8 protein-coding genes and 7 tRNA genes are annotated in these 11,961 nt (G+C 41.7%); 3 read left to right on the plus strand and 12 right to left on the minus strand.

Features of this window, described 5'->3' with window-relative positions; all coding sequences use genetic code 11:
• Window positions 1–102: 102 nt before the first annotated feature.
• The 9 genes from EXE29_RS09815 to EXE29_RS09855 all read right to left on the minus strand — a co-directional run bounded on the left by EXE29_RS09815 (window position 103) and on the right by EXE29_RS09855 (window position 2,128).
• A tRNA-Asp gene (locus EXE29_RS09815) sits at window positions 103–179 on the minus strand.
• Between the two features lie 43 nt (window positions 180–222).
• A tRNA-Val gene (locus EXE29_RS09820) sits at window positions 223–298 on the minus strand.
• 23 nt (window positions 299–321) lie between these two features.
• Window positions 322–398: transfer RNA gene (locus tag EXE29_RS09825), tRNA-Asp, on the minus strand.
• A gap of 12 nt (window positions 399–410) precedes the next feature.
• Window positions 411–486: transfer RNA gene (locus EXE29_RS09830), tRNA-Val, on the minus strand.
• 22 nt (window positions 487–508) lie between these two features.
• Window positions 509–585, minus strand: a tRNA-Asp gene (locus EXE29_RS09835).
• 50 nt (window positions 586–635) lie between these two features.
• Window positions 636–712 (minus strand) — tRNA-Asp (locus tag EXE29_RS09840).
• Between the two features lie 26 nt (window positions 713–738).
• Window positions 739–814, minus strand: a tRNA-Val gene (locus EXE29_RS09845).
• A 415-nt stretch (window positions 815–1,229) separates the two neighbouring features.
• Window positions 1,230–1,727 (minus strand): cell wall-recycling L,D-carboxypeptidase ElsL, encoded by a 498-nt coding sequence (gene elsL, locus EXE29_RS09850; protein WP_171406265.1) that lies wholly within the window; start codon window positions 1,725–1,727, stop codon window positions 1,230–1,232.
• Window positions 1,727–2,128, minus strand: a complete 402-nt coding sequence (locus EXE29_RS09855) for a YbaN family protein (protein WP_106985064.1) — start codon at window positions 2,126–2,128, stop codon at window positions 1,727–1,729. The genes elsL and EXE29_RS09855 overlap by 1 nt, the downstream gene beginning before the upstream one ends.
• Before the next feature lie 119 nt (window positions 2,129–2,247).
• On the opposite strand from EXE29_RS09855, the gene EXE29_RS09860 reads away from it, so the two are divergent.
• From EXE29_RS09860 to dapE, 3 genes are all read left to right on the plus strand, one after another.
• Window positions 2,248–3,105, plus strand: a complete 858-nt coding sequence (locus EXE29_RS09860; protein WP_120364545.1) for a DUF1853 family protein — start codon at window positions 2,248–2,250, stop codon at window positions 3,103–3,105.
• A 142-nt stretch (window positions 3,106–3,247) separates the two neighbouring features.
• Window positions 3,248–3,397: an entericidin A/B family lipoprotein gene (locus EXE29_RS09865; RefSeq protein ID WP_106985066.1), complete on the plus strand. Its 150-nt coding sequence runs from the start codon at window positions 3,248–3,250 to the stop codon at window positions 3,395–3,397.
• Between the two features lie 130 nt (window positions 3,398–3,527).
• Window positions 3,528–4,664, plus strand: coding sequence for a succinyl-diaminopimelate desuccinylase (gene dapE / locus EXE29_RS09870; protein WP_106985067.1), 1,137 nt, complete (start codon window positions 3,528–3,530; stop codon window positions 4,662–4,664).
• A gap of 58 nt (window positions 4,665–4,722) precedes the next feature.
• Here dapE and EXE29_RS09875 read toward each other — a convergent pair whose 3' ends face one another.
• The 3 genes from EXE29_RS09875 to EXE29_RS09885 all read right to left on the minus strand — a co-directional run bounded on the left by EXE29_RS09875 (window position 4,723) and on the right by EXE29_RS09885 (window position 11,961).
• A complete protein-coding gene (locus tag EXE29_RS09875; RefSeq protein ID WP_106985068.1) occupies window positions 4,723–5,181 on the minus strand; it encodes a hypothetical protein in 459 nt (152 codons plus the stop codon).
• Window positions 5,174–9,715, minus strand: coding sequence for a hybrid sensor histidine kinase/response regulator (locus EXE29_RS09880; RefSeq protein WP_106985069.1), 4,542 nt, complete (start codon window positions 9,713–9,715; stop codon window positions 5,174–5,176). The genes EXE29_RS09875 and EXE29_RS09880 overlap by 8 nt, the downstream gene beginning before the upstream one ends.
• A 173-nt stretch (window positions 9,716–9,888) precedes the next feature.
• Entirely contained in the window at window positions 9,889–11,961 is a 2,073-nt protein-coding gene (locus EXE29_RS09885) for a methyl-accepting chemotaxis protein (RefSeq protein ID WP_117007632.1), read from the minus strand.

Genomic DNA, 11,961 nt, shown 5'->3' on the forward strand with positions numbered 1-11,961 from the left:
AAAAACAACGCTGTTGTTTTTATGACGCAAGACAAACGAAATTTGTAGTCTTGGTATTTGAAACATCTTAAATCTCAGGAATTTAAGACTTCTTAAGATAAATGGCGCAGCGGACGGGACTTGAACCCGCGACCCCCGGCGTGACAGGCCGGTATTCTAACCAACTGAACTACCGCTGCATCACGTTACTTCCGAGGAAGCACATTATATCTTAAAGATATATGGTGGGCGCTGACGGGATCGAACCGCCGACATTCTGCTTGTAAGGCAGACGCTCTACCAACTGAGCTAAGCGCCCTTTAAGGGTTTTGATTCTAGGAATGGCGCAGCGGACGGGACTTGAACCCGCGACCCCCGGCGTGACAGGCCGGTATTCTAACCAACTGAACTACCGCTGCATCACAAGAATCTGGTGGGCGCTGACGGGATCGAACCGCCGACATTCTGCTTGTAAGGCAGACGCTCTACCAACTGAGCTAAGCGCCCTCAATATGCTAAACTGTGTAAATGGCGCAGCGGACGGGACTTGAACCCGCGACCCCCGGCGTGACAGGCCGGTATTCTAACCAACTGAACTACCGCTGCACTTACACAATATCGCTATTGCGGATCAAACGATGTTTTTAGATTTAAAGTGGCGCAGCGGACGGGACTTGAACCCGCGACCCCCGGCGTGACAGGCCGGTATTCTAACCAACTGAACTACCGCTGCACTATAAATCTAACAATGAAAGAGTTTGGTGGGCGCTGACGGGATCGAACCGCCGACATTCTGCTTGTAAGGCAGACGCTCTACCAACTGAGCTAAGCGCCCTTTCAAAGCACTTCATCGCTTGATGAGGTGCATTATAGAGAATCCTCACCCAGTGTCAAACGCTTTTATGCCAGTTTTCCACTTTTTATGTTTGACTGATTAAAAAATAAGTAATCTGCTATAAAAATCAACATATTCTGCTTATTTTTTAATTCAATGCATTCATTTCATGTAATGAATGCACATAAAAATGCTTTTTATTTTATATCGACTAGCCTTCACGGCATATTTATTTAGCGTGATATTCAATTTTCACTGTAAAATCGCATCATTTTTAAGCAACGTTGTTTTAAAAAGCATTTTTTGACTTGCTATTTAAATTTAGGCAATCAATTGAACTGCTATTAATGAATACTATAACGCTTGTCTTAAGTATTTCGCTTATTTCATAAATAGATGAGTCGTGCATATACCATCAGATTTGTTCTGATTTTAAATATACGATCGCATCAACTGGGATCAATTCAAATAATTCCATCACATCTGTATTGCGCATACGAATACAGCCATGTGAAATAGGAACTCCCATCGGTTCTGTGTCCGGTGTACCATGAATGTAAATATAGCGCTGATAGGTATCACATCCCTCGCCTTGATTAAAACCAGCCTCTAAACCCGCCAACCATAAAATGCGGGATAAAATCCAATCACGTTCAGGATATTGCGTAGCTAAAGCAGGACTATAGATTTCACCCGTGGCTTGGCGTGCTTTAAAAACTGTATTTTGTGGCATGTCTGCACCAAATTTCTCCGCAATACGGTGCCAACCTCTTGGTGTCTTACCACTATTTTCAGTTTCACCTATGCCATTTTTACCACTCGAAATAAGATAGCTTTTATTGAATTTGGGTAGGCTTAAACGTTGCTGATCTAAATCAATCACAACGTCAACTTGATCTGGACTAAATTCCATCATGGCGCTTTCTCTGTTTCAATTTTTGTGGTTTTAGCACGTGATTCAGGTTCTGGACGTAGCCATAGCCAAATGGCAACCGCCAGCATGGTTACATCGGTAAATATTTTGACGGCCAAAGGTGCATTGGTAAACAGCATGACCACTGCACTTATAAACATCATGATCGATGCGAACCACTTTGCTTTACGTGGCACTGTGCCATTTTCTCGCCATGCACGAAGCGTTGCGCCATATTTAGGATGATTTAACAGCCATGCATCCATCTGTGGCCAACCTTTAGAGGCCGCCCATGCCGCTAATATCAAAAATACTGTTGTTGGCATTCCAGGTAAAAGTGCCCCGATGAAGCCCAATAGAACAAAGATCAATACTAAGCTTCGCCAAAACAACGTTTTCATACCCAGACCTAATTCGTACAATACGCTTAGTATAATGCGTTTTTTAAGCTGCACCGTTGCAATTCTGCATTATTGTCATAGCATACTGGTGCTATTCTTATATTGAGGCCTAGGCCACCATGACTCACATCTCATTGCCGTCTTGCTATTTTGAGCCATGGTTAAGCTATCAGCAGCCCTGTGTCAGACAACTGGCTTTTAGCATTGCCAGTCCAAATATTTTAACTCAACTTCCACCAGAGCTCGCACTTACACACCTATTTGAATTGCATGATGATCTTATCTGGAAACAGCACTATACGCGCTATATACCGCGCTTAGAGGCTTTAGATAAAGACCCAACTGAATTATTAGATTTTATACACCAACTCAAAAGTACCCGTCTTGGCCTGCGCTTTGAAATGTTGATTTGGTTTTGGTTACTTGATCGTGATTACCATCATTACGAACTGATTGGGCACAGCATTCAAAAAATTGATGGCCCTAAAACGCTAGGCGAACTTGATTTTGTCCTTCGCAACTTAGAAACCCAAGAAATTGAACATTGGGAAATTGCGCTCAAATACTATCTTGCTGAAGGTGATTGTTCAATGCCCTCTTGGTATGGTCTCAACCGCAGTGACACACTCAGTAGAAAGCTCCATCATTTCACACAAAAGCAGTTTCAATTTAACGACGCTTTAGAACACCGCATACAACGTAAATACTGCATGCTCAAAGGACAGCTTTATCTACCCGTAGATAAATCACATGAATTACCCGATTGGGTCAATCCAGCGCGTAGAATTGGTCACTGGGGCCATCACATCCCTCATCCAAGTGAGCAGTATTATCGATTGCAACGTCATGAATGGATCTGTGCACACGCAGCACTTAGCAGTATCCCTGCATACTGGTGGACGGATGGTCTTTATAAGCAATCACATCAAGAAAATTACTATATGTATCGTCAACCAAATTTATTACAAACCCATTAAGGTTGAATTTTAAACAGTTCGAGATTTGTTTTTATTACATTTAATTACCGAACACCTATAAAAATTGCATACTTTTCACGCAGTGTATTTTTTAATCTAATTTTACGGAGAAAATTTATTATTCGTAAAACTGGAGAAACACATGAAGAAAATTATTGCTGCTTCACTTCTTGTAGCCTTTGCTTTAGCTGGCTGTAATACTGTAAAGGGTGTGGGTCAAGACGTATCTAAGGCTGGGCAAGCTGTAACAGGCACAGCAGAGCGCACTTCTGATGAAATTCGTCGCAATTAATGCGAATAAAATCGGCTTAATCGGCTGATTATTGAAAACCCTATTTAAATAGGGTTTTTTTATGTTTAAATTTTCCTTATCGTCAGGATTCGCCTATTATATTGCGACATTTTTGACTTAAAGATTCAGCATGACTTCATCAGCGACACTCGATCTAAGCCTACAGCTTTTACGTCAACCCTCAGTAACGCCAGTAGACCACAGTTGCCAAAACATTATGGCTGAACGTTTGGAAAATATTGGCTTTAAGATTGAAAATATGCGTTTTGACGACGTAGATAATCTTTGGGCACGTAAAGGCACTGAATCTCCTGTGTTTTGTTTTGCAGGACATACCGATGTTGTACCTACGGGTAATTTAGATGCTTGGGGTTCAGATCCATTCCAACCCGAAATTCGCGACGGTAAACTGTATGGCCGTGGTAGTGCTGACATGAAAACGGCCTTGGCAGCAATGGTCGTTGCTTCTGAGCGCTTTGTTGCAAAGCACCCTAACCATAAAGGCTCTATTGCTTTTTTAATTACTTCGGATGAAGAAGGCCCATCTATTAATGGTACGGTCAAAGTCATTGAAACACTTGAAGCACGCCAAGAAAAAATGACATGGTGTTTGGTGGGTGAACCATCGAGCACAAATACTCTTGGTGACATTGTTAAAAATGGCCGTCGTGGTTCACTCAATGCCAAATTAACAGTTAAAGGCAAACAGGGCCATGTGGCTTACCCACACCTTGCAGTAAACCCAATTCATACGGCATCTAAAGCGATTGCAGAACTGTGTGAAACTGTTTGGGACAATGGCAATGAATACTTCCCTGCCACCACATTCCAAATTTCAAATATTAACTCTGGCACAGGCGCAACCAATGTTGTACCTGGGACTATGACGTCATTATTTAACTTCCGCTACTCAACAGAAGTCACTGCAGAAGAGTTAAAGGCACGTACTTTAGAAATTTTAGACCGTCACAATGTAGAATATGACATTGAATGGACACTGTCTGGCTTACCTTTCCTCACTCCTGTGGGCGAGTTGGTCAATGCTGCCAAAACTGCCATTTTAAATGTGACAGGTGTTGAGACTGAGCTTTCAACCAGTGGTGGAACATCTGATGGTCGCTTCATTGCTCCTACTGGCGCTCAGGTGCTCGAATTAGGCGTATTAAATGCCACAATCCATCAGATCAATGAACATGTAAATGTGGCCGATCTCGAGCCTCTAGCTGAAATTTATGAACAAATTTTAGAAGGCTTATTGGCTGTTTAATTTTTACATAAAACAAAAAAGGAATTCCGTAGAATTCCTTTTTTTATGCCTCATGACATTAGGATTGAAGCTGCGTTTGTATGTAGTTCATATTTGGGATATGAAAAACTTTCTCCCCCATACGCACATATTGGAAAATTGCAGGATCGGTTAAAGTCTTATCTTCATCTACAATTTCAGAAATACGTAAACGAATCGTTTTTGGCATTTCATCGCACATCAATGCAAAACGTTGCTGTACGTCTTCACCTTCAATCACCAATGCTACACCAGATTTGCGCTCTGGTTGGTTGACCGCATATACAGGGAGTTTCAATTCATGCCATTGCACGAATTGCACTTTGGTTTCGCTGTCTAGTGCAGATAAAATGATGTTTTGTGGTAAAAGCATCGGCTCTTTACCATGACATTCAATAATATAAGCATCAATAAACCCTGTAGAAACAGTAATTAAATGCTGTAATTCTTGCTGATTAATTTTATCAGTTACTGTATTCACCGAAGTTTGTTCAGTCATAGATCAACTCCTGTTTTTCGGCAATCAACGCTTCAATGTTAGCAAGCAATTCCGCTTCTTGGAATGGTTTACCCATATAGTGGCTGACGCCCAAACTGAACGCACGCTCACGGTGTTTTTCACCCGTACGCGATGTGATCATAATAATTGGCAATTCTTTGTGGATGTCGTGATGTCGAACCAAGTTGGTTACTTCGAAACCATCCATACGTGGCATTTCGATATCCAGTAACATCAAGTCTGGTCTTACATTTTCAAGCTGTTCAATCGCATCCACACCATCTTTAGCGGTAATGATGTCATAGCCTTGACGCTCAAGCAGACGCGACGTTACTTTACGTACCGTTACGGAGTCATCGACAATCATCACAAGACGACGTGCATTACCATGACGGCTCAGATCACGCGAATCAGACACATGTTTAAGACGCTGCGTCGTTTGAATCTGACGGGCAATATTTTGACCATCTAAAATCAAACACACCTGACCATCACCTAAGATCGTTGCACCTGCAATTGCTCCAATATTAGAGAACTGCTGACCAATTGGTTTCACCACAATTTGAGCACGCGAACCAATTAATTGATCAACCAATAATGCAATCGTTTGACCACTGTTTCCTTTAATTAAAAGTACAGGCAATGAATGAGAAACACTGCTTAAACGTGGTACTGGCTGGTTTGACACAAATTCAGATAGATAACGTAACTTGTAATTTTCATTATCAATTTTGAATGTATCTGCCTTGCTATTGAAATAGCTTTCTAAAGCAGATGGCCCAATACGTACAATACGGTCAATTTGTGCCAACGAAATCGCAAATTGTTGATCACCCACTTTCACCATCAAGGCATCACTTACAGCCACTGTGGTTGGTACACGAATCGTAAAGGTCGTGCCTTTGCCCAATTCAGACTCAACACTCACATGACCACCCAAAGCTTTGATTTCACTTTGTACTACGTCCAGACCTACACCACGACCAGAAATTTGGGTTACTTCCTTCGCGGTACTAAAACCAGGATGGAAAATTAACTGCAAAATTTCTTGCTTGTCGAGTACTTGATCGGCCTTAATTAAACCTTGGCTGAGCGCTTTTTCTTTAATTTTGCTCTCATCAATCCCTTTACCATCATCGCTAAATGACACAAGAACGTCTGTACCTTGGCGACTAATGTTCAGAACAATATGACCCACCTCAGGCTTATTCAACGCAATACGATCTGTCGTTTCCTCTAGACCATGGTCAATCGCGTTTCGAAGCATGTGCTCGAAAGGCGTAACCAGACGCTCTAAGATCGTACGGTCTAATTCACCTTCGGTGTTTTGCACCACCAACTCCGCTGGGCGGTTTAAGGTGGTTGAGGTTTGACGCACAATACGTTGTAAACGAGGTAACATCCGTGAGAACGGAACCAAGCGAGTACGCATTAAACTTTCTTGAATTTCTGCCTGAATACGTGACTGTTGTAATAACAAACCTTCTGTATCACGGATTTTCTCGGACAGCGTACTCTTAAAGTCCACCAAATCCGATGCAGACTCGGCCAATGATTTTGACAATTGGTTTAAGGATGAATATTGGTCCATTTCCAATGGGTCAAAATCAGCATAACGTGAGTTTTCTGTACCATGCTTAGCAAGAATTTGTGATTCAAGCTCACCGTCCATTCGACGTAGCTGGTCAGCTAAACGCTTAATCGCCAATTCCATCTCATTGAGCGTATTACCCAATTGCCCCAGATCCATCTCAATACGCGAACGGTTAATTGAGTTTTCGCCTGACAAGTCAATCATCTTCTCAACCAAATCAGCTGAGATACGAATCATTTCATTGCTATTATCAGTGGCTAATGTATCTGTCCATTCACCTTGCATAGAAGGTGGCTCTACACCATCACCCTGAATAAATTCAAAGTTACGTGTTGCTGAACCTTGACCATCCACACTGCGACGGCTTGGCAACTGTGCCGTTACATCGACGTATTCAATCGACTCTAAACTACGTTTAATACTATCGAAGTTGCTGTAATCTTTTTCGAAGATTCCTTGCTTCAACCAGCTGAGTGTTGTTTGTAGTAAGTCGTCGTAAGCGTTTGAGTTAAAATGATGAACCGCGAATTGCTCAAACGTTGTTTCCAACTGATAAGCAACAGCCGCGACTGGCTCATTTTCAACCATGCGCGCGCCACCTTTAATACTGTGGGCTGCACGTTGTAATTGAAGCAAAATACTACGGTCACTACGCTGATCAAACCATTGAATTAATAACTCAGCAGCTTGTTCCAGAATCTCTTCAGCTTCTTCCAGAAAGGTTTCTTCCACCACTGAAAGAAGTTCATCGTCCACCGATGTAGAAGCACTTGCTACTGAAGAACTTGGCTCGATGACTTGAGCAACTGGTTCAATCACAGCAGGTGTTTCAAATTCAATCGCTTCAATTGAAACAGTTGGTACTTCAAATTCAATGACTGGACTGTCTTCGACTGGTGCAGGGTGCACCTCAATGTCCACAACTTCAGGAGTACTTGCCACAGTCGCACTTGATTCGACCTGACCTTCAACAATGCTTTGGATATGGGTAAGGATATCAACAGCTTCAGTCGCAGCGTAGTCTACGCCCACATCACGAATCGTTTGAATACGATCTGAAAGATCATCTTGCACCAAACGAATGACTTGTACCAATGGCACAGTAGCTTGCATCTGACCACGAATTACACGTTCGTAGATAGACTCTAGTTCATGTGCAATTAAGCCAATATTGGTCGCTGAAATCATGTTTGCACCGCCTTTCAGCGTATGCAAATAGCGCATTAAATTATTTAAAGATCCTGTATTTGTTAGATCTTTATTCCAAGTATTTAAGTCGCTATCAATACCCGACAATAACTCATCAGCTTCTTCAAGGAAGATTTCAAGCAAATCTGGATCAAAGTCAGTATTTGAGTCTGTAGATTGATGCTTGGCTTGATCTTTAGCTAATTTTTGACTTAAGGTCGCAAAATCGATACCTGCAGTGCTGGTTTCAGCAGGCGCAGGAACATGGAGACTGCTTGACTCTACAGCTGTTGAGGCACTACTTGGTGCAATTTCAACTTTCGCACTTAATGTAGACAATACATTGCTACTTTCAGCTGTATCTTCAATATCTTGTTGTACAAATGCAGTTAAATCACTCAGCAACTTTTGTGCTTCATCTGATAATACTACACGCTGACCTGCAGCCAAGGTATCAAATAAATGAATAAATTCTTGATGTGCTTGAGCAAATAACTCATAAGCATAATCCAGATTTAACAGTTGCGGTTTTTGACGTAGATTGTCATAGCCTGATTTTAGCTCAGTGGTAAACTGATGAATTCCCACAGAGGCACGATTATCAGTATGTGCAAGTAGTTCATCTGCTTGCGTGCTCAGTGTTTCTAAGTATTCTGGGAATTCAGCTTTAGCTCGCGTATCAAACTCAAACTCAGCATCCAATAACAAATCAATATTTAATTCAATGAGTTTCGATACTAAACCTTGTGGTTGAATATCTGACTCCATACTTTCAGATGCAAAACCATAATCATTCCATGCATCATTGAAGGTATTGTAAATTGCATTTAACTGGCTTGTTTCACCCTTACGTAAGGTATGTAAAAAGTCGCGTACAAACTCAGAGTACTGAATCAGCAATGCAGTTTCTTTTGAAGTCGAACCGATTTCTTCTTGAAGCTGTGTTTTGAATAAATTTTCAACTTTAGAGCTTGCTTCAAAAATTTGATCGATTTGTGCCATTGATGAACTACCACGCAAAGTGTGTAGCGCACGGATTAAGGCATTATAATCTTGATGTTTGGTATCTTCTTGTTTCAAGAAGTTTTCAATTGTCTGCAGATGCTCTTCTGCTTCTTCAATGAAGATCGCAACTGTTTCTGCAATTAAATTATCTTCAGCAGGAAGTTCAATCGCTGCCAAATCAGGTGTTACAAATTCTGTTGTTTCAACTGCCTCAACTGTATCAAGCTCTAGACCTGTGACATCCGAAGAGGACTTTAAGCGAGTTGCCAAACCTAAGAGCTCTTGTAATGCTGGCTCTGGGCTTAGACCTTGTTGTAATTGTTGTCCTAAAAGGACAATCGGACGCAAATCAACCGTCAGCTCGGTGACATTTTTAAAGCTTGGATACAGCTTATATTGATAAACATTTAAAACCGTTTGAGCATACTGTTGAATCGTTGGGCTAAGCGTAAGCGAACCACCAATAACGCGGTTCAAAGTATCTTCAACTGTCCATGCCGCCTCACCCGCCGTCTTTGCGCCCACCATACGACCAGAACCCTTTAAGGTATGGAAATGGCGACGAATTGTCGTGAGCAAGTCTTTATCTTGCGGTTTGTCCAGCCAATCAGATAATAAATTATCAAGCTCGCCAAAAATCTCCTCGATCTCTTCAACAAAAATTTCTAAAATTTCTGCATCTTGATCGAGATAGCTATCCTCAGGAAGCGTTGTCGTTTCGACTAAATTTTTTAATATTTCTTTCATAGCTAAGGCTTCTTACGTTTTGCCACCAAGAAGGGTGCTCAAACTTAATTGTGACCATCACGCGAGACTTAACTTTAGAAAAAGTTAAGTTCATCTTGCCGATGCTTAGTCTGTTTCTTATTGGCATACCCTGCTCAATTGCACGGTATGCCTTTCCCCAAAGCGCGCTAACTTTAGTCTGGAAGTTTAAAGTCAGATACAGAGTCACGTAATGTTTCGGCCATATTTGCCAATTCAGAAACCGAACGCGCAGTATCGAATGTTGCACTCGTTGTTTGCGACGTAATTTCCTGTACAACGTTCATCGTTGTAGCAATATGACCCGCTGAAGCAGCCTGAAGTTTTGCAGCATCCGAAATGTTTGCAATCAGTTTTGCCAAGCTGTTCGATACCGTTTGAATTTCGTCTAGGGCTACACCCGCATCCTTAGACAAGTTCGCACCACGTACAACCTCGGCAGTTGTTTGCTCCATTGAGATTACGGCTTCGTTTGTATCCGTTTGAATGGTTTTTACAAGGCCTTCAATCTGTTTTGTTGCAGATGCTGAACGTTCAGCTAGACGCTGTACTTCGTCGGCAACCACGGCGAAACCACGACCAGCTTCACCCGCCATCGACGCCTGAATTGCTGCGTTCAATGCCAAGATGTTCGTTTGGTCGGCAATATCGTTAATCAAGGCAACAATGTTACCAATCTCTTGAGAAGATTCACCCAAACGTTTAATACGTTTAGATGTTTCTTGAATCTGTTCACGAATCGTGTCCATACCCTCGATCGAGCGGTTTACAACGTCTGCACCATTGGCAGCAATTTGTACCGAACGTTCCGCAACGACTGCTGATTCTTCAGCGTTGGCAGATACTTGGTCAATTGACAGTGCCATTTCGTTAATTGCGGCAGAGGCACCTGCAATCTCTTGTGCCTGATGCTCAGAAGCTTCTGCTAACTGGTTGGTAATACCCTGCGTATTTGCCGTATATTGTGCAACCTCTTCTGATGTTTCTGTAATACGCGATACTAAGTCACGTAACTGATCAATCGCGAAGTTAATCGAGTCGGCAATTGCACCCGTAAAGTCTTCAGATACTGTTGCGTATGAACGTAAGTCACCGTCTGCTAAGTCGGCAATCTCGTCAAGTAAACGTAAAATCGCGTTTTGGTTACGGTCATATTCTTCTTGTAAGCGACCTACACGTTGTTTATCTGACTGACCACGTAAAGAAAGTAATTTGAATACACAAATCAAGAAGGCAATTAACGTTAAAATTAAGAGCAATGCAGGTAAAACTGTTGCCCAACCTGAACCTGATTTCAAACCATTTAAGCTATCTAATAGTTTGTCTGATTCAGCAAAAATTGATGAAGATGCTTGACGTACTTTCACAATTTGTTGTGAGTTCTGCAAGATCGTCGCTGCAGCTGATTTTAGTACATCATCATATTCAGACTTAATGCCTTTTAGTGATTCACGTAATTCAGCATTTTCAATACGTTGCACACCTAATTCTGCACTACCATTAAGCTGTGCATTTAAGTATGAACCGAATGTTTCTGTATCGGCACTAAAGTCATCTGCAGACTCACGTGAGCTGTCTGAACCTGTAAGTACAGAACTGATCGAACGTAAAATACGTTCCGCAATGAATACTTGGTTTTTTGCAATTACAACCTGGTTAGATGGCATGTCTTGACGCGCCATTTGGTCAACCATCAAGTTGTATTCAGCCTGAATACCCGGAATCGTTTCACCGATTGCAATGTTCGTATCATAAAGTTGATTAATGATTTTTTGTTGCGAAGAAATCAAATCAATATTTGAAGATACTGTTTTCCATTGTGATTCTACAGATTTGAGTGAATCAGTATTCGCATGAATATCAGTAACTGTCTCCAAGTTTTTAGCAAAACTTTCTTGAGATTCAGTTAATTTTTTCATTGCTTCAGGCGTACCAGAAGCGGTTGCTTCTGTTGCTTGACGCGAAATGGTTTGTGAAAGAAGACGTAATTCACCTAGGCTACGCGTAAGTTCGTTATTACGAGGAACGCTATAGAAAAGGTAAAATAAAATCAGAGTTGCCAGTACCAGTGAACCAACAGCACCGTAAATCAATGGCTTTGACTTTTCACTATCACCAAATACACGCGATAACTGATCTGTTTGTGATTGAATCTTAGCTAATAAAGCATTGCCACTTGGACGGCCTGCGCTTTCACCTGTATTTTTCTTTTTAAGTTTAAAGCCCAT

Origin of the sequence: Acinetobacter sp. WCHAc060006 (assembly GCF_004209135.1) — a bacterium.
GTDB lineage: Bacteria > Pseudomonadota > Gammaproteobacteria > Pseudomonadales > Moraxellaceae > Acinetobacter > Acinetobacter cumulans.